The organism is Burkholderia sp. Bp9004 (assembly GCF_003858025.1).
Lineage (GTDB): Bacteria > Pseudomonadota > Gammaproteobacteria > Burkholderiales > Burkholderiaceae > Burkholderia > Burkholderia diffusa.
In genome coordinates, this window is sequence record NZ_QTQD01000032.1 from 1 (window position 1) to 16,239 (window position 16,239).

Here is a 16,239-nt window from a genome sequence, read left to right on the forward strand (position 1 = left end):
GTCGTGCGCGACCTGATCGTCGACATGACGCACTTCTTCAACCAGTATCACTCGATCAAGCCGTACCTGATCAACGATGCGCCGCCGCCGGAGAAGGAACGCCTGCAGTCGCCGGAAGAGCGCGACGAGCTCGACGGCGTGTACGAGTGCATTCTGTGCGCGAGTTGCTCGACGTCGTGCCCGAGCTTCTGGTGGAACCCGGACAAGTTCGTCGGCCCGGCCGGCCTGCTGCAGGCTTACCGCTTCATCGCGGATAGCCGCGACACGGCCACCGGCGAGCGCCTCGACAACCTGGAAGACCCGTACCGTCTGTTCCGTTGCCACACGATCATGAACTGCGTCGACGTTTGCCCGAAGGGCCTGAACCCGACGAAGGCGATCGGCAAGATCAAGGAACTGATGGTCCGTCGCGCGGTTTGACGTTTGTGATGAGCGACGATTCGCATCAATCCGACCCGCACCGTCGCGCGCGCCTCCGCTGGCGCGCGCGGCGGGGTCTGCTGGAAAACGACATCATCTTCGAGCGTTTCTTCAGCAGATACGAGCATGACCTCACCGATGCAGACGTAGGCGCGTTGTCGCGCCTGCTCGATCTGAGCGACAACGACCTGATGGACTTGCTCCTCGCGCGCAAGGAACCAGAAGGCGACCTAGACAGCCCGGACATTCACCGGCTGTTGGAGATGCTGCGCAACGTGTAACGCGTTACGCCCGTTATCGAATCCCGTTTCTTTATTTCGATTGAGGATGTGCCATGACTCCGTCTGATGTTAAAGCCACGCTATCGTTCAGCGACAACTCGCCGAGCGTCGAAATGCCGATCTACAAGGGTACGATGGGCCCGGACGTGATCGACATCCGCAAGCTGTACGGCCAGACCGGTAAGTTCACGTACGACCCGGGCTTCATGTCGACGGCAGCTTGTAATTCGGCGATCACGTACATCGACGGCGACAAGGGCGAACTGCTGTACCGCGGCTACCCGATCGACAACCTCGCGCAGAACGCAGACTTCCTCGAGTCCTGCTACCTGCTGCTGAAGGGCGAACTGCCGAACGCGGCGCAGAAGAAGGAATTCGTCGACACCGTCACGAAGCACACGATGGTGCACGAGCAGATGCACTTCTTCTTCCGTGGCTTCCGCCGCGACGCGCACCCGATGGCGGTGCTGGTGGCGGCCGTCGGCGCGCTGTCGGCGTTCTATCACGACTCGCTCGACATCAACGATCCGCGTCACCGTGAAGTGTCGGCGATCCGCATGATCGCGAAGCTGCCGACGCTCGTCGCGATGGCGTACAAGTTCAGCATTGGTCAGCCGTTCGTTTATCCGAAGAACGAACTGTCGTACAGCGCGAACTTCATGCACATGATGTTCTCGAACCCGTGCGAAGAGTACAAGGTCAACGACGTGCTCGTCCGCGCGCTCGACCGTATCTTGATCCTGCACGCCGATCACGAGCAGAACGCATCGACGTCGACGGTCCGCCTGGCCGGCTCGTCGGGCGCGAATCCGTTCGCGTGTATCGCTGCCGGTATCGCATGTCTGTGGGGCCCGGCGCACGGTGGTGCGAACGAAGCCGCGCTGAACATGCTCGAGCAGATCGGTTCGCCGGACAACATCCCCGAATTCATCAAGCAGGTGAAGGACAAGAATTCGGGCGTGAAGCTGATGGGCTTCGGTCACCGCGTGTACAAGAACTACGACCCGCGTGCGAAGCTGATGCGCGAAACGTGCTACGAAGTGCTGAACGAACTCGGCCTGCACGACGACCCGCTGTTCAAGCTCGCGATGCAGCTCGAGAAGATCGCGCTGGAAGACGAATACTTCGTGTCGCGCAAGCTGTACCCGAACGTCGACTTCTACTCGGGTATCGTCCAGCGCGCGCTGGGCATCCCGACGTCGATGTTCACGTGTATCTTCGCGATGGCACGTACGGTCGGCTGGATCGCACAGTGGAACGAAATGATCGCGGATCCGGAACAGAAGATCGGCCGTCCGCGTCAGCTGTTCATCGGCGACACGCCGCGCGAAGCGAAGCCGCTCAACGCACGTTAAGTCGTGCGCGGCGCGAACGGCCGCAAGGCCGCTAGCGCCGGGCAATCGCAACGCCCCGACATCCCGGTGGGTTTATCCCGCCGGGGTGTTTTCATTTGTGCGCCGGATTTGCGCGACGCTCCAGCGACGGCGGCCGCGTGTCGAGCGCCGGCGCGTCTTCGTCGGGCGCGTGGCCGTGCTGCAGGAAGAACTGCCGGTACGCGCCCGGCGTCATTCCGCGCGCGGCGAGGAACTGGCGGTTGAAGTTCGCGGCATTCGGAATGCCGCAGCGCGCGGCCACTGTCGTGATCGGCCAATCGGTGCCGACGAGATGACGGCACGCGTGCGCGAGCCTGAGCCGTTGAACGTAGCGGCCGACGCTTTCGCCGAGATGCCGGACAAACAGGCGCTGCAACGTGCGCTCGGACATGTGCGCGGCAGCGGCGAGCGCATCGATGCGCAGCGGTTCGTGGAAGCGCCGGTCGATCGCATCGAGCACGCGATCAAGGCGCTCCGCTTCGGGCGCGGCCGCGTCGGCGCGCGGTGTCGTGCCGTCGGGCCGGCCGTACGCATGCGCGGTGGCGAGCGGCTCGCCGCCTGCTTCCGCGAGATCGGCGAGCGTGTCGAGCGCGGCCGCGAGTCTTACGCGCGGAGCGGGATCGAGCAACTGCGGCAGCCGTGCGCGCATCGCGCGGGCCGTGTTGGTGTCGTAGCGCAGGCCCGGCGCCGCGCGCCGCAGCAGCGAGCGCAGCGGCGCGTATTCGGGGCAGCAGTCGGCGAGCCGTCGCACCCAGTCGCCGTCGAACCAGACGACGAGCGCGACCTCGGGCGCATCGCGATCGATGCGCGCATTTGACGACCACGTGTGCGGCAGGTTCGGCGGCACGAGCACCAGATCGTCGTCCGCGTAGCGCGCGACGTGATCGCCGATGAAGCGCTGGCCGCGGCTGTTGAGCGTCAGCGTCAGTTCGTATTCCGGGTGGCGATGCCATTCGAACGGGATGCGCGCGAGCTGGCGGTGATACACGCGGATCGAACAGCCGGTGGCGAACGTCACATGCTCGTATTGCGGCTTCATCGCGATCTCCGGTCGAGCGAGGCAACGCGCCGTGGCATGATCGTGATCGATCGTCACGACGGGAGCGATGCCATGTTTTCACATGTTTGCGTAGGCGTCAGCGATACCGCGCGCGCGTACGACTTCTACGCGCCGCTGTTCGCGGAACTCGGGCTGCGTCTGAAGTTCAGCGAGCCGGACGGCTGGTCGGGCTGGATGCCGGCCGATACCGACCGGCCGCTGTTCTTCTTCGGCCCGCCCCTCGACGGCCTCGCGCCCGAACCGGGCAACGGCCATACGATCGCGTTCGCCGCTCCGACGCGCGCGCAGGTCGACCGCTGTCATGCGCTCGCGCTGCAGCAGGGCGGCACCTGCGACGGGCCGCCGGGCCTGCGGCCGCACTATCACCCCGACTACTACGGCGCGTATTTCCGCGACCCGGACGGCAACAAGCTGTGCGTGGTCTGCCATCGTCCCGAGTAGCGAGTGATTGTCAGGATTGTATCGATAGTTGACCGGATAGTGTCGATGACGGCGACGCGTCGGCCGTACGCTGAATGCTCATCACGACACACGATTCAGCGAGGAGACGACGATGCACCTGACGATTGACGATCTGCCGGCCGCGATCCGCACGGCAAAAAGGGCGCTGCGCGCCGATTTGCCCGGTTACGCGGCCACGTTCCGCGAGCTGGAGGGTGACATCGCTCGGCAGGTCGACGCGATCCGCCGCGCGCACGCGCAAGGCCGCGACGTGATTCCGGTGCTGCGATTCGCGGATATCGCGAACGACACCGTCGATCCGCAGGCGATCGCCGCGATCCGTACGCATGGCGCGGCGGTGATCCGCGGTGTGTTCGACGCGCAGCAGGCGCGCGACTGGAACGACGAGATCGGCGCCTATCTCGATGCGAACCGCTTCGCCGAGCGGCTGCATGCACGTGCCGAGGACCGTTATTTCGGCAACCTCGCGTCGGGCAAGCCGCAGATCTACGGTGTCTACTGGTCGAAGCCGCAGGTGGCCGCGCGCCAGTCGCCGGCCCTCACGCAGGCACGCGTGTTCCTGAACCGCCTGTGGCGTCATGCAGACGGCCCGCGCAGGCATTTCGATCCCGACCAGGTGCCGGCCTACGCGGACCGGATCCGCCGCCGGCCGCCGGGCTCGACGTCGCTCGGACTGTCGCCGCATGTCGACGGCGGCTCGGTCGAACGCTGGCTCGGCGCGAATTTCCGGCAGGTCTATCGCCACGTGCTGGCCGGCCGCTGGCGCGATTACGATCCGTTCGACGCCGCGTTCCGCCCCGACGTCGAGGAAATTCCGTCGCCGGCCGTGTGCTCGATGTTCCGCACGTTCCAGGGTTGGACCGCGCTGACGCCGCAAGGGCCCGGCGACGGCACGCTGCAGCTGATCCCGGTCTCGAACGCAATGGCGTACGTCGTGCTGCGTGCGCTGCAGGACGACGTCGCCGACGACGACCTGTGCGGGGCGCGTCCGGGGCGCGCGCTGTCGATCTTGCCCGAATGGCATGCGCTGCTGCTCGACGCGCTGGTGCCGATCCCGCACATGGAGCCGGGCGATGCGGTGTTCTGGCACGGCGACGTCGTGCATGCCGTCGAGGATGCGCATCGCGGCAGTGGCGACAGCAACGTGATGTACATCGCGGCGGCGCCCGGTTGCGCGAAGAATGACGCGTACCTGCAGCGCCAGCGGCTCGCGTTCCTGCGCGGCGACAGCCCGCCCGATTTCCCGGCTGATCATTTCGAGGTCGATTTCGACGGACGAGGCGGCGAGGGCAATCTGACGGCGCTGGGGCGTGCGCAAATGGGGTTCGTGCCTGTCGCTGCATAACGGACGCAGCGGACGAGTCAGCCGCTCCGCTACCCGCGTACGGCGCGTTTGCGCCGCGCACGCCAGCCGTCTGCCGAATCCGCTGCGTCCCGCCTGCAATTCGACGCGATCGGCTGCGGGCACGCCCGAATTCGACGCGAATTGCGCAATTTGGCTTCCGATAATGGTCCGGACACAACGCAGCTGCCCCGTGCGCCGCACGGGGGGAGCGTGATCATGGAGGAGTCGATGCAATTCACGCAAGCGATCGTTCGCCGTCCCGCGCCGTCCTGCGGCGCGGGTCTCACCACCGCCGCGCTCGGCGCGCCCGACTACGACAAGACGCTCACGCAGTTCCACGCTTACTGCGACGCGCTGCGCGGCCTCGGCGTCGAACTGACCGAACTGCCGCCGCTGGAAGCGTTCCCCGATTCGCACTTCGTCGAGGACGTCGCCGTCGTCACCCCCGAATTCGCGGTGATCACGCGCCCCGGAGCACCCGCACGGCGCGGCGAGACGGCACACATCGAAGCCGCGCTCGGCGCGCATCGCGATCTGCTGCCGATGCAGGCGGGCCGCCTCGACGGCGGCGACGTGATGCAGGTCGGCAAGCGCTTCTACATCGGCCTGACGGGCCGCACCGATGCCGAGGGCATCGCCGCGTTCGAGTCGCTGGTGTCGCGCTACGGCTATGCGGTCGTCGCGGTGCCGGTCGGCGCCGGCCTGCATCTGAAATCGGTGGTCAACGCGCTCGGCGACGACACGCTGCTCGTGACCGAGGCGCTGGCCGAGCATCCGGCGTTCGCGGACTACCGCCGGATCGCCGTCTCGGCCGCCGATGAATACGCGGGCAACACGTTGCGCGTGAACGGCACGCTGATCACACCGGCCGGCTATCCGCGCGTGCACGACGCGATCGGCTCGCTCGGACTGCCGCTGCATGTGATCGACACGAGCGAGTTCCGCAAGATGGACGGCGGCCTGACCTGCCTGTCGCTGCGCTTCTAGCCGATTGGCGCGCGGCCGCTTCAGCCGGATAATGTGGCCCCCGCGCGGAACTGGAGGAGATGCTCCGCGCACCAGCCACGACCCGACCGGAGCGAACGCCGATGACCGACAAGAAGATGCAGCTCGACAAGATCGACCTCCGGATCCTCGACATCCTGCGCACCGACGGACGGATCTCGTACCGGAAGCTGTCGGAGCTCGTGAACCTCACGCCGCGTCCATGCCAGGCCCGCGTGGAGCGGCTCGAGGCGCTCGGCGTGATCGAAGGCTATCGCGCGGTGATCAAGGCGCCGCGTGCGACCAAGCCGATCGTCGTGATCGCGCAGATCGTGCTGGCCGACCACGGGCGTTCGCAGGCGCCTTTCGAGGACGAGATGCGGAACAACCCGGCGGTGCTCGACTGCTGGCTCGTCAGCGGCACGTTCGATTTTCTGGTGCGGCTCGCATGCGAGGATCTCGACGAATACCGGCGGATCGCGAACATGTGGCTGGAGAGTCAGCGGTTCCGCATCGAGAAGATCGTGACGACGGCCGAGTTGCAGGCGATCAAGCGCAGCGTCGTCTGACTCGGCCGTGGGGCCCGGCGTGCAGGACTGGTTTTCGACGCGAATAACCGGGTCGATCGATTGGTATTCCGAATCAATTGGAGCGGCCCGAATCCAATCAGGGTGAACACTATGGATGCTTTGCAAGCGGCAGTGGAGACGGCCGCGCCGTCCGGGACGGCGCTGAAGCGCCGGCTGCAGAGCCGCCACATCGCGATGATCGCGATCGGCGGCTCGATCGGCACGGGGCTGTTCGTCGCGTCGGGCGCGTCGGTCGCGCAGGCGGGGCCGGGCGGCGCGATCGCCGCGTATGTCGCGATCGGGCTGATGGTCTACTTCGTCGTCACCGGGCTCGGCGAGATGGCGGCGCTGATGCCGGTGTCGGGCTCGTTCGCGATCTACGGCGAGAAGTACGTCGACGAAGGCTTCGGCGTCGCGCTCGGCTGGACCTACTGGTACAGCTGGGCAGTGACGATCGCGATCGAACTCGTCGCCGGGCAGATCGTGATGCGCTACTGGTTTCCAGCCGTGCCGGGCATCTGGTGGGGCGCGGGGTTCCTGGTGCTGATTTTCCTGCTGAACACGCTGTCCGTGCGCGGCTTCGGTGAATCCGAATACTGGTTCTCGCTGATCAAGGTCGTCACCGTGATCGCGTTCATCGCGGCGGGGTTGCTGATCGCGGCGGGCCTGCTCGGCAACGGGCATCCGGTCGGCTGGCGCAACTTCAGGACCGGTGATGCGCCGTTCGTCGGCGGCGTGCACGCGATGATGAGCGTCGCGCTGATCGCGGGCTTCTCGTTTCTCGGCACCGAGCTGGTCGGGATCACGGCCGGCGAATCGGAAAACCCGCGCAAGACGATCCCGCGCGCGGTGAAGCAGATCTTCTGGCGGATCATGCTGTTCTACGTGCTCGCGATCTTCGTGATCGGCCTGCTGGTGCCGTACACCGACCCGAACCTGCTGAAGAGCGACGTGACCGACATCGGCGTGAGCCCGTTCACGCTCGTGTTCAGCCATGCAGGCTTTCCGCTCGCCGCGGGCGCGATGAACCTCGTGATCCTGACGGCCGTGCTGTCGGCAGGCAACTCCGGCACGTATGCGGCCACGCGGATGCTGTACAACCTCGCGGCGGAAGGCCGTGCGCCCGCGATGTTCGCGACGCTGTCGCCGGGCGGCGTGCCGCGCAACGCGCTTTACGCGACGATGGCGGTGGGCGGGCTGTGCTTCCTCACGTCGCTGACCAACAACCAGCGCATCTATCTGTGGCTGCTCAATACGGTCGGCATCACCGGCTTCATCGCGTGGCTCGGCATCGCAGTCTGCCACTACCGGTTCCGCAAGGGCTTTCTGAAGCAGGGCTACCGGCTCGATCAACTGCCGTATCGCGCGAAGTGGTTCCCGTTCGGGCCGCTGTTCGCGATCGCGATCTGCATCGTGATCTCGCTCGGGCAGGATTACCAGGCGTTCTTCGCCGCCCGCATCGACTGGATGGAAGTGTTGTCGATCTATGTATGGATCCCGCTGTTCGTCGCGATCTGGTGGGCGTATCGCCGCGCGCGCAAGAGCCGGCTCGTGCGGTACGAGGAGATGGAGATCGGGCCGTGGCTGACGCGCCCGGTCGGCGACGCGGAGGAAACGCGCGAGCGGTAGGCGCGCGGCGCATCGTGTGCGTGCGGCCGCGGGCCGGGATACCATCGCGTTCGCGCAGCGTGTCGGAGAGGGCCTCCGGCACGTTGCGCGTTTCCCGATCGATTCCGCGTCCAGCACACAACATGACAACACAGCCGACCCGCGTTTCTTCCCCTTCATTCGTTTCCGCCGCCTGCGTGCACGAGCTTGCCGATGCCGTGCGCACGGCCGAGCGCCGCGCTGTCGACCTCGCCGACGACGCGCTCGCGCGTCTCGCGGCGATCGCGCCGCTCAATGCGATGGTGCACGTCGATGGCGAACTCGCGCGCCGCACGGCCGAGCACGTCGATGCGCGCGTCGCTCAAGGCGCCGCGCTGCCGCTTGCCGGCGTGCCTTTCGTGATCAAGGACAACCTCGATACCGCCGGGATGCCGACGCTCGGCGCGAGCCCGGCGGTGCGAGGCTACCAGGCGGCCGCGGACGCGCTGACCGTGCGGCGCCTGCTTGACGCCGGCGCGGTGCCGCTCGGCAAGGCGAACATGCATGAGCTCGCGTTCGGCATCACGAGCGGCAACCGGCACTTCGGCGCAGTCGGCAATCCGCATGATCCGCGGCATATCGCCGGCGGGTCGAGCGGCGGCACGGCGGCGGCCGTCGCGGCCGGTATTCCGTTCGGTCTCGGTACCGACACGGGCGGCTCGGTGCGGATTCCGGCCGCATTCTGCGGTGTCTACGGATTGCGGCCGTCCGCGCAGCGCTATTCGGCGCACGGCGTGCTGTCGCTGTCGCCCACGCGCGACACGGTGGGGCCGATCGGTCATGGCATCGACGATCTGCTGCTGCTCGACGCGGTGCTGACGCGCGACGACAGCACGGCGACCGCACCCGAATGGCCGCAGTTGCGCATCGGCGTGCCGGGTGCACCGTACTTCGACGAGCTCGATCCGGGCGTCGCTACTTGCATCGAGCGTGCGCTCGCGTCGTTCGCGGCGGCCGGCGCGACGCTCGTGCCGTTGCCGGCGATGCCGCTGCACGACGCCAGCGAAGCATGCGGCTTTCCGCTCGTGGGATACGAGGCAAACCGATACTGGCGCCGTTTCGCGACGGAACGGCTCGGCATCCCGTTCGACATGTTCGTCGAGCGGATCGCGAGCGACGACGTGCGCGCGATCTTCCGTTCGTTCGTGTCCGCGCCGGTCGATGCGCAGACCTATGCGGACGCGATCGCGTGCCGTCAGCGTCTCGTGCGCTGGTACGACGACGCGTTCGATACGCCGGTCGACTGCATCGCGATGCCCACGGTGCCGGGCGAGCCGCCGTCGCTCGACGACACGGCCGCGATGACCGCTGCGCAGGATGCGGCGCTATTCGCGCGCGTCGTACGCCAGACTTCGCCAGCGACGCTCGCCGGCGTGCCGTCCGTCTCGATCCCGGCCGGACGCTCCGCGCAAACGGCGCTGCCGGTCGGGCTGATGCTGGAAGGGCCATGGGGCGGTGATCGCCGTCTGCTCGCGATCGCCCGGCGGATCGATGCGCTGCTGCGGGACGATGCGGCGCGCGCGTGAGTCGCCGCGCTCCTGCCACGTTCACGCCGCGTTCAGGCGAGATATGCCTTCATGAAGTCGACCCATGCACGTACTTTCTGCGGTACGTGCGGGGTTGACGGGTACAGCGCATAGACCGCCTGCGGCGGAAACCGGTAGCCGGGGAGCGCATCGACCAGCGCGCCGCTCGCGAGATCGTCGCGCACGAGCCATTCGGGCAGCAGTGCGACACCGCTGCCCTGCCGCGCGAGCACGCGCAGGACCGACGCGTTGTCGACCACGACGCGTGGCTTGGCACCGGGCCGGAACGCGTGCGGGTTGCCGTCGCGATCGGCGAGCGGCCACGTGGCGATGCGCTCGAGCCGCGTATGGCCGAGCTGCGGCAGCCGGGCGAGCGTGTCCGGCGAATCGATGTGCGACAGGCCGGCCGCGGCGAGCAGTGACGGCGCGATAACGGGTCGCACTTCGTACGTCGCGAGGCACGCGCCGCGGTACGGCAGATCCTGGAACTGTTCGAGGCGACCGAGCCGGATCGCCACGTCGACGCGCTCGCGCACCAGGTCGACCTGCGATGCATGCGTTTCGAGCCGCACGCGCAGCGCGGGATGCCGCTGCATGAACGTGTGCAGCGCGGGGGCGACGACCATCGTCCCGTACTCGACGGTCGACGTCACTCGCAGCACGCCGTGCATCCCGCCATGCTCGCTGCGCGCATCCTCGATCGCGCTTTCGGCTTCCTCCAGCACGCGCAGGCAGCGCGCATGGAAGCGCTCGCCCGCGTCGGTCAGCTCGACGCGCCGCGTGGTGCGCGTGAGCAGAGTGACGCCGAGCTCGGCTTCCAGTTGCTTGATGTTGAAGCTCACCGCGGCCCGGGCCTGGTTCAGCTGGGCGGCGGCGGCCGTAAACGACCCTGCTTCCACGACGGCGCGGAAGACGGCGAAACGATCGAGACTCACCATGGCGTGTCGGATACGAGACGGAAAACCGACATGGTGCCCTGATTGTCAAAATTTTTCGACCAGTCTTGCCGTCCGGCCGGGCTTATCGACGTGCGCGGCGAACCTTACACTGCGGCGTTTCGTTCGTTTTCCGCCGCCATGACCGATCGCTCGAAAATCGCCGCCGTCTACCTGCTCGGGTTCGCGATCGATCTCGCCAACATGTTCGTCATCAACGCCGCCTATCCGACGATCCAGCGCGAGCTGCACGCGTCGATCGCGCAACTGGCGTGGATCGGCAACACGTACGTGCTCGGGCTGACGGTCGTGATCCCGCTCGGCACGTGGCTCGCGCGACGCTTCGGCGAGCGCCGGCTGCTGATCGCGTCGCTGCTGCTGTTCGCGCTCGGCAGCCTCGGCGTCGGCCTGTCGGCGTCGATCGGCGCACTGCTGGCATGGCGGCTGATCCAGGGGCTCGGCGGCGGACTGCTGATCCCGGTCGGGCAGACGATGGCCTATCGCGCGTATCCGCCCGATGCGCGGGCGCACCTGACGTCGATCGTGATGATGGTCGCGCTGCTCGTGCCGGCGCTGTCGCCGGCGCTGGGCGGCGTGGTCGTGGATCGCGTGTCGTGGCGGGCCATCTTCTTCGGCATGCTGCCGCTCGCCGCGGTCACGAGCATGCTCGCGTTCGCGTGGCTGCCGGCCGACGAACCGGATGGCAGCCCGCCGGCGCTCGACGTGCGCGGCCTCGGGCTGAGCGTCGTGGCGCTCGTTGCGCTGCTGCTCGGCCTGACGTTCGCGGGACAGCCGGGCGCGGGTCGCGACACGTTCGTTGCGCTCGCGATCGCGCTCGTCGCCGGCGGTGCGTATGCCGCGCACGCGCGCCGGTCTGCTGCGCCGCTGCTCGACCTGCGCCTGGTTGCGCAGCCGCTGCTGCGGATCGGGCTGATCGTCTACCTGTGCGTGCCGGGCGTGTTCACCGGCGTGAACCTCGTCGCCGCCCTGTATCTGCAGAACGCGCTCGGGCTCAGCGCGACGCACACGGGCGCGCTGATGGTGCCGTGGGCGATCGCGTCGTTCGTCGCGATCGCGACGACGCGCCGCTGTTTCCCGAAGTGGGGGCCGAAGCCGCTGTTCATGTGCGGGATCGCGATCGACGCGCTTGGGATCGTGTTGCTCGCGACTCCGCTTGCCGGTTTCGAGGCCGGGCGCGTGCTCGCGTTCGTCGCGATGGGGCTTGGCGCCAGCATGTGCACGAGCACGTCGCAAAGCGCGGCGTTTCTGGATGTCCCCGCCGCGCGAATGGGCGACGCGAGCGCGCTCTGGAACATCAACCGGCAACTGAGCTTCTGCCTCGGCGTCGCGGTGCTGGGCAGCGCGTTGAACTTCCTGCTGTCGATGCACGGGGACGACGGGCCGCTGCCGTACCGGCAATGTTTCGGCCTGGCCACCCTGGCGACGCTGCTGCCGCTGCCGTTCGTCGCGCGCCTCGCCGCGCACCGTGCGCCCGCCGGGCGTGCGGCTTCTCAACGTTCGTGAGTTTCGAGATGAATTCGACAAACCCGTTTTTCCAGGAAGTGGTCGACGCACACGTCGACATCGAGCAATGGTTGTCCGGCAGCGCGGCGCGCGACGGGCTCGCGCCGCTGCTCGCGCGCTTTTCGCGGGACTTCTCGATGATCTCGCTGCACGGGCATGCGCTCGACTACGCGGATATCGACATCCTGTTCTCGCGCGGCTTCGGCGCGCGGCCCGGCCTGCGGATCGCGATCGACGAACTGCACGAAGTGAGCGCGTGGCAGGATGGCGCGACGATCGCCTATCGCGAGACGCAGACCGACGCAGCAGGGCGGCGAACCGTGCGCCGTTCGACCGTCGTGTTCGAGCGCGACACGGATGGCCGCATCGGCTGGCTGCGCCTGCATGAGACGCCGGTGACGGGCTGACCGTTACCCGTAACGCCTGCCGCCCGTCGCGCGGCGGCAGGCACACGCTCCTCCGAGCGGCATACCAACCAGAACCTGAGAGATGACAATAAAAGCAATCGACATTGCGCGTCGCGAGGACGCGCGGCCGCATCGCGTCCGCAGTCGGGGGCGCGCATGACGGCACCATCGTTCACCGATGCGGTGGCTTCGCTCGTGCGCGATACCGAGGTGCACAAGGACCTTTATCTGTCGCCGCGCATCTTCGAGCTGGAGATGCGCCATCTGTTCTGGAACACCTGGGTCTATGTCGGCCACGTCAGCCAGATTCCGGCCACGGGCGACTACGTGACGACGACGATCGGCGCCGAGCCGGTCGTGATGGTGCGCCACGTCGACGGTTCGGTGCGGGTGCTGCACAACCGCTGCTCGCACAAGGGCACGCAGCTCGTAACGGATGCCTGCGGCAACACGGGCACATTCTTCCGGTGCCCGTACCACGCATGGTCGTACCGGACCGACGGCAGCCTCTACGCGATTCCGCTGCGGCGCGGCTACGAAAACACGGGCTTCGAATCGTGCGAGGCGAGCAAGGGCATGCAGGCGGTCGGCGCGAGCCATGAGCATCGCGGTTTCGTGTTCTGCCGCCTCAGTCAGTCCGGTGTCGATTTCGATGCGTACTTCGGCAACGCGCTGTCGTCGCTCGACAACCTCGTCGATCGTTCGCCGGAAGGGCGCGTGGAAGTCGCGGGCGGCGTGTTCCGCTACGTGCACGGATGCAACTGGAAGATGCTGGTCGAGAATCAGACCGACACCTGTCATCCGATGGTCGCGCACGAGTCGTCGGCCGGCACGGCCGTGCGCGTGTGGGAGCGTGACAGCACGCAGCAGGCGAAGCCGATGGCGGTCGAGCTGCTGGAGCCGTTCATCCAGCCGCACGCGTTCTTCGAGCAGATGGGGTTGCGCGTATGGCCCAACGGACATGGTCACACCGGCACCGCCGATTCGATTCACGCGCGCTACACGCCGATTCCCGGCTATCACGAGAAGATGACCGCGGCCTACGGCGAAGCGCGCGCCGCGCGGATTCTGGGCGAGGTGCGTCACAACACGGTGCTGTTTCCGAATGCGATGGTGAAAGGGCCGATCCAGATCCTGCGCGTATTCAAGCCGCTGGCGGTCGACCGCACGCTGGTGGAGTCGTGGTCGTTTCGTCTCGTCGGCGCGCCCGATTCGCTGTTCGAGCGCACGCTCGCCTACAACCGCCTCATCAACGCGCCGACGTCGATCGTCGCGCACGACGATCTCGAAATGTACGAACGCGCACAGCGCGGCCTCGCCACGCAGGCGCGCGACTGGGTGCATGTCGGGCGGCTGTTCGATCCCCAGGAATTCGTGCAGCCGACGTCGGAAACGAACGGCACCAGCGAGCAGCAGATCCGCAATCAGTTCCGGGCATGGCTGCAGTACATCGCGCCCGTATCGACGCAGGAGGCCGCAGATGCGCGCATTTCCGCACGATGAGCTCGTCGCGTTCGTCTATCGCGAGGCACGCTTGCTCGACGAGCGGCGCTATGAGGAATGGCTCGCGCTCTACGCGGACGACGCGCGTTACTGGATGCCGCTGTCGCCGGATCAGCCCGACACCGGGCTGCACGGCGCGCTGATGGACGAGGATCGGCTGCTGCTGCGCATCCGCATCGAGCGGCTGGCCGGGCGCCGGACGTTCTCGCAGCAGCCGGCGAGTCGCGGTCATCATCTGCTCCAGCAGCCGCATGTCGATCGGGCCGACCACGGGCGCGGCGCCTATGTGCTGCGCACGCCGTTTCACTACGTCGAAACGCGACGCGACGAGCAGACGCTGTTCGCCGGCTGGTACACGCACGAACTCGCGGTATGCGACGACACATTGCGCATCCGCGTGAAGCGTGTCGATCTCGTCAATGCCGACGCGCCGCACGGCAGCATCCACCTGCCTGTCTGACCGCGTGCGGCCAGCACGTCCTTTTTCGTTCCCGACCACATGAATGCTCCTGAATTCCTGACGCACACGTTGCCGTACATCGACACGCTGTACGACTACGGCGCCTTCCTGTCGCGCACCGGCGGGCACCTCGGCACGCTGCCGGCGCAGTGCGCACGCGACGCGCGGATCGCGATCGTCGGCGCGGGCGTCGGCGGTCTCGTCGCCGCCTGCGAGCTGCTGCGCGCGGGTGCACGGCAGGTCGTCGTGTTCGAGGCGAACCGCGCGCGCGTGGGCGGGCGCCTGCTGTCGCAGTCGATCAATCCGGACCATCCGCACCTGCTCGCCGAAATGGGCGCGATGCGTTTCCCGCCGTCGCAGGCCGCGCTCTACCACTATCTCGAGCGATTCGGCGTCGACAGTGCTTCCGCGTTTCCCGATCCGGGCATCGTCGACACCGAGATCCACTATCAGGGCCGTGCGTACCGCTGGCCCGCGGGCGATGCGCCTCCCGCGCTGTTCTATCGCGTCGACCGCGGCTGGCGCGCGTTCATTCGCGACGGCGTGCGGCTCGACGACGGCACGCAGCTGCCCGCCCCGGCCGAACTGACAGCGCTGCTGCGCGCGCATCGCTACGACGACGCGCGGCATGGCTGGCAGCAGTACATCGACCGATTCGGCGACGAGTCGTTCTACTCGGCGATCGTCAAGATCTTCACGGGCGCGACGCCGCCGGGCGGCGCGCGCTGGCGCAAGGGCGAGGACCTGCGCCTGTTCGGCACGCTCGGCATCGGCTCGGGCGGCTTCCAGCCGGTCTATCGCGCATCGTTCCTCGAAATCCTGCGGATCGTGGTCAACGAGCTCGAAGTCGACCAGCGACTTATCCCGGCCGGCATCTTCGCGCTCGCGCAGGGACTGCTCGACGATGGCGGGCACGGCGTGCGGGTACGCGATTGCATCGTCCATGCGGCCGTGCGGCACGTGGCGAAGCAGCCGGACGACACCTTTGCGCTCACGCTCGACGACGGCGCGACGCACATATTCGACCGCGTGATCGTCGCGACCACGACGCGGGCGATGCAGGTCGGCATGGGCATCACCGGCATCGCGAACCTGTTCGCACCGGACGTCGTTCGCGCGATCAACGAGACGCACATGGTCAGCTCGTCGAAGCTGTTCGTGCTGACCCGCGACAAGTTCTGGCTCAAGCACGGGCTGCCGCACAACATTCAGACGGACACGCTGGCGCGCGGCATCTACTGTCTCGACTACGCGCCCGACGATCCCGACGCGCACGGCGTCGTGCTGATCAGCTACACGTGGGAGGACGATTCGCACAAGATCCTGTCGCTCACCGACAAGGTCGAGCGGTTCAAGCGTCTCGTGGCCGAGATCGGCATTGTTTCGCCGGCGTTCGCCGCACACTTGCGTCCGCTCGACGACGATTACGCGCGCAACGTCACGAGCCACGACTGGTTGTCGGACCGCTATGCGCTCGGGGCATTCAAGTTGAACTATCCGGGCGAGGACATTCACTCGCAGGCGCTGTTCTATCAGTTCCAGACGGCCGCCGATCCGTCGTCGGACCGAGGCATCTACCTGGCCGGCTGCTGCTGCTCGTTCACGGGCGGCTGGATCGAGGGCGCGGTGCAGACCGCGATCAACGCGGCGAGCGCGGTGATCCGCAGTCTCGGCGGGACGCTCGCCGACGGCAATCCGCTCGACGCGATGCGCAGCCGCTATCGCTACGGCGACTGACGTGGC

General features: G+C 67.2%; 16 protein-coding genes. 14 read left to right on the forward strand and 2 right to left on the reverse strand.

Features of this window, described 5'->3' with window-relative positions; translation table 11 throughout:
* The 3 genes from DIE08_RS27905 to gltA all read left to right on the forward strand — a co-directional run.
* Positions 1 to 420: succinate dehydrogenase iron-sulfur subunit (locus DIE08_RS27905; protein WP_148096085.1), on the forward strand; the 420-nt coding region annotated here is incomplete at its 5' end.
* 8 nt (positions 421 to 428) lie between these two features.
* Positions 429 to 701 carry a succinate dehydrogenase assembly factor 2 gene (locus DIE08_RS27910; RefSeq protein ID WP_011355742.1) on the forward strand — a complete coding sequence of 91 codons (273 nt, stop codon included), beginning with the start codon at positions 429 to 431 and terminating at the stop codon, positions 699 to 701.
* 53 nt (positions 702 to 754) lie between these two features.
* Complete coding sequence (gltA, locus tag DIE08_RS27915; RefSeq protein WP_050011289.1) at positions 755 to 2,056, forward strand: citrate synthase; 1,302 nt, start codon at positions 755 to 757, stop codon at positions 2,054 to 2,056.
* 91 nt (positions 2,057 to 2,147) lie between these two features.
* On the opposite strand, the gene DIE08_RS27920 is transcribed toward gltA, so the two are convergent.
* Positions 2,148 to 3,113, reverse strand: a complete 966-nt coding sequence (locus DIE08_RS27920) for an AraC family transcriptional regulator (RefSeq protein WP_124904765.1) — start codon at positions 3,111 to 3,113, stop codon at positions 2,148 to 2,150.
* 72 nt (positions 3,114 to 3,185) lie between these two features.
* Here DIE08_RS27920 and DIE08_RS27925 point away from each other — a divergent pair, with 72 nt between their 5' ends.
* From DIE08_RS27925 to iaaH, 6 genes are all read left to right on the forward strand, one after another.
* Positions 3,186 to 3,575 carry a VOC family protein gene (locus DIE08_RS27925; protein ID WP_124904767.1) on the forward strand — a complete coding sequence of 130 codons (390 nt, stop codon included), beginning with the start codon at positions 3,186 to 3,188 and terminating at the stop codon, positions 3,573 to 3,575.
* A gap of 112 nt (positions 3,576 to 3,687) precedes the next feature.
* Positions 3,688 to 4,941: a DUF1479 domain-containing protein gene (locus tag DIE08_RS27930; RefSeq protein ID WP_124904769.1), complete on the forward strand. Its 1,254-nt coding sequence runs from the start codon at positions 3,688 to 3,690 to the stop codon at positions 4,939 to 4,941.
* A gap of 228 nt (positions 4,942 to 5,169) precedes the next feature.
* Positions 5,170 to 5,928 carry a dimethylarginine dimethylaminohydrolase family protein gene (locus DIE08_RS27935; RefSeq protein WP_124904771.1) on the forward strand — a complete coding sequence of 253 codons (759 nt, stop codon included), beginning with the start codon at positions 5,170 to 5,172 and terminating at the stop codon, positions 5,926 to 5,928.
* A gap of 101 nt (positions 5,929 to 6,029) precedes the next feature.
* Positions 6,030 to 6,494, forward strand: a complete 465-nt coding sequence (locus DIE08_RS27940; RefSeq protein WP_059524722.1) for an Lrp/AsnC family transcriptional regulator — start codon at positions 6,030 to 6,032, stop codon at positions 6,492 to 6,494.
* Positions 6,495 to 6,605: 111 nt separating this feature from the next.
* A complete protein-coding gene (locus DIE08_RS27945; protein ID WP_124904773.1) occupies positions 6,606 to 8,123 on the forward strand; it encodes an amino acid permease in 1,518 nt (505 codons plus the stop codon).
* Positions 8,124 to 8,245: 122 nt separating this feature from the next.
* On the forward strand, positions 8,246 to 9,667 hold the full coding sequence (gene iaaH / locus DIE08_RS27950; RefSeq protein ID WP_124904775.1) for an indoleacetamide hydrolase: 1,422 nt from the start codon (positions 8,246 to 8,248) through the stop codon (positions 9,665 to 9,667).
* 32 nt (positions 9,668 to 9,699) lie between these two features.
* Here iaaH and DIE08_RS27955 read toward each other — a convergent pair whose 3' ends face one another.
* On the reverse strand, positions 9,700 to 10,605 hold the full coding sequence (locus tag DIE08_RS27955) for a LysR family transcriptional regulator (RefSeq protein ID WP_059524728.1): 906 nt from the start codon (positions 10,603 to 10,605) through the stop codon (positions 9,700 to 9,702).
* 138 nt (positions 10,606 to 10,743) lie between these two features.
* Here DIE08_RS27955 and DIE08_RS27960 point away from each other — a divergent pair, with 138 nt between their 5' ends.
* The 5 genes from DIE08_RS27960 (at position 10,744) to DIE08_RS27980 (ending at position 16,233) form a co-directional block, all read left to right on the forward strand.
* The gene (locus DIE08_RS27960; RefSeq protein ID WP_124904777.1) at positions 10,744 to 12,126 is read left to right on the forward strand and encodes an MFS transporter; all 1,383 of its coding nucleotides are present in this window, start codon (positions 10,744 to 10,746) and stop codon (positions 12,124 to 12,126) included.
* 8 nt (positions 12,127 to 12,134) lie between these two features.
* Complete coding sequence (locus tag DIE08_RS27965) at positions 12,135 to 12,533, forward strand: DUF4440 domain-containing protein (RefSeq protein ID WP_124904779.1); 399 nt, start codon at positions 12,135 to 12,137, stop codon at positions 12,531 to 12,533.
* A gap of 156 nt (positions 12,534 to 12,689) precedes the next feature.
* On the forward strand, positions 12,690 to 14,036 hold the full coding sequence (locus DIE08_RS27970) for an aromatic ring-hydroxylating dioxygenase subunit alpha (RefSeq protein ID WP_124904781.1): 1,347 nt from the start codon (positions 12,690 to 12,692) through the stop codon (positions 14,034 to 14,036).
* Positions 14,014 to 14,496: an aromatic-ring-hydroxylating dioxygenase subunit beta gene (locus DIE08_RS27975; protein ID WP_124904783.1), complete on the forward strand. Its 483-nt coding sequence runs from the start codon at positions 14,014 to 14,016 to the stop codon at positions 14,494 to 14,496. Before DIE08_RS27970 ends, DIE08_RS27975 begins: the two co-directional genes overlap by 23 nt.
* Positions 14,497 to 14,535: 39 nt before the next feature.
* Positions 14,536 to 16,233, forward strand: a complete 1,698-nt coding sequence (locus DIE08_RS27980; RefSeq protein ID WP_124904785.1) for an NAD(P)/FAD-dependent oxidoreductase — start codon at positions 14,536 to 14,538, stop codon at positions 16,231 to 16,233.
* Positions 16,234 to 16,239 lie beyond the last annotated feature (6 nt).

Bases quoted from the DNA above. Each gene is read 5' to 3' on its own strand.
- DIE08_RS27935 (WP_124904771.1), top strand. From the start codon at position 5,170: ATGCAATTCACGCAAGCGATCGTTCGCCGTCCCGCGCCGTCCTGCGGC.
- DIE08_RS27925 (WP_124904767.1), top strand. From the start codon at position 3,186: ATGTTTTCACATGTTTGCGTAGGCGTCAGCGATACCGCGCGCGCGTAC.
- iaaH (WP_124904775.1), top strand. From the start codon at position 8,246: ATGACAACACAGCCGACCCGCGTTTCTTCCCCTTCATTCGTTTCCGCC.
- DIE08_RS27970 (WP_124904781.1), top strand. From the start codon at position 12,690: ATGACGGCACCATCGTTCACCGATGCGGTGGCTTCGCTCGTGCGCGAT.
- gltA (WP_050011289.1), top strand. From the start codon at position 755: ATGACTCCGTCTGATGTTAAAGCCACGCTATCGTTCAGCGACAACTCG.
- DIE08_RS27975 (WP_124904783.1), top strand. From the start codon at position 14,014: ATGCGCGCATTTCCGCACGATGAGCTCGTCGCGTTCGTCTATCGCGAG.
- DIE08_RS27910 (WP_011355742.1), top strand. From the start codon at position 429: ATGAGCGACGATTCGCATCAATCCGACCCGCACCGTCGCGCGCGCCTC.
- DIE08_RS27980 (WP_124904785.1), top strand. From the start codon at position 14,536: ATGAATGCTCCTGAATTCCTGACGCACACGTTGCCGTACATCGACACG.
- DIE08_RS27945 (WP_124904773.1), top strand. From the start codon at position 6,606: ATGGATGCTTTGCAAGCGGCAGTGGAGACGGCCGCGCCGTCCGGGACG.
- DIE08_RS27960 (WP_124904777.1), top strand. From the start codon at position 10,744: ATGACCGATCGCTCGAAAATCGCCGCCGTCTACCTGCTCGGGTTCGCG.
- DIE08_RS27940 (WP_059524722.1), top strand. From the start codon at position 6,030: ATGACCGACAAGAAGATGCAGCTCGACAAGATCGACCTCCGGATCCTC.
- DIE08_RS27965 (WP_124904779.1), top strand. From the start codon at position 12,135: ATGAATTCGACAAACCCGTTTTTCCAGGAAGTGGTCGACGCACACGTC.
- DIE08_RS27955 (WP_059524728.1), bottom strand. From the start codon at position 10,605: ATGGTGAGTCTCGATCGTTTCGCCGTCTTCCGCGCCGTCGTGGAAGCA.
- DIE08_RS27920 (WP_124904765.1), bottom strand. From the start codon at position 3,113: ATGAAGCCGCAATACGAGCATGTGACGTTCGCCACCGGCTGTTCGATC.
- DIE08_RS27930 (WP_124904769.1), top strand. From the start codon at position 3,688: ATGCACCTGACGATTGACGATCTGCCGGCCGCGATCCGCACGGCAAAA.